Here is an 824-nt window from a genome sequence, read left to right on the forward strand (position 1 = left end):
GACCTAAAGCGCGTCGCCTGAATCCGTTCAAACGCGACGCGCTTTAGCGCCCGCCTTCATCTGCTCTTCAGCTCTGGGCGAGGGCAGTCATTTGTTTGCGCCGCCGAGGGCCTTCAATTTTTCGCAGAACGGTGCGTATGGTTTGCTCATCGCAGCGTCCTGGCATTCCTTCATCATCATGGCCTGATCGTCCTTGGACATCGCTGCCCAGGCCGCCTTCATTTCATCGTCGGATTTCATCGTCTTCATGCCCGAATCGGTGAAAAACGGTTCCATCATTTTGGGCGAGTCGAGCGCCCCGGCAAACGCCGTGCCGCTGAAGACAGCCAATGCGAGTGCTCCAAAGCAGGTGGTTCTGATGTTCATCACACGAGTCCTCCCTAATGGTCTTTCTCGATCGTCGAATGGCGGTCGCGCTCGATTTTAGCACAGATTGAGATACCTTAGGAGTAACTCATATGGCTGCGATCGGGCGTCCTCGTACGTCAATATGGATTAGAGGAAGGCCTGCCGGCTCATCGCGCTGACTTGGTTCGCTGCACCTTCGGCGCCAGGCTGGCACCGGCGGATCGGTAGCGCCGGCCGGCGCTACCCCTTGACGTAGCCCATTGCTGCGACGATCCGCCCGTGGGCGACACGCATGAGGTTGACGCCGCGCAGCGAATTGCCGTCGGCCATGAAATAGCGCCAGCGGATCGTCGCCCGCTCGCCGGCGATGAAGGTTTCCTCGATATCGAAGCGCGTGCCGGCCTGGGTTGCGATTGCCGTCCAAAGCCCGACGCACGCCGCCTTGCCGGCATGACGGGCGCCGTCCGGCGCTGGCA

General features: G+C 60.6%; 2 protein-coding genes. Both read right to left on the bottom strand.

Going from position 1 to position 824, the window contains the following annotated elements; translation table 11 throughout:
* Window positions 1-87 precede the first annotated feature (87 nt).
* Window positions 88-366, bottom strand: coding sequence for a hypothetical protein (locus EN935_RS38320; RefSeq protein ID WP_109663047.1), 279 nt, complete (start codon window positions 364-366; stop codon window positions 88-90).
* A 222-nt stretch (window positions 367-588) separates the two neighbouring features.
* Window positions 589-824 (bottom strand): nuclear transport factor 2 family protein (locus tag EN935_RS38325; protein ID WP_164771838.1); only part of this gene is annotated, 236 nt, incomplete at its 5' end.

This window comes from Mesorhizobium sp. M7D.F.Ca.US.004.03.1.1 (genome assembly GCF_003998635.1).
In the GTDB taxonomy this organism is placed as follows: Bacteria; Pseudomonadota; Alphaproteobacteria; order Rhizobiales; family Rhizobiaceae; genus Mesorhizobium; species Mesorhizobium loti.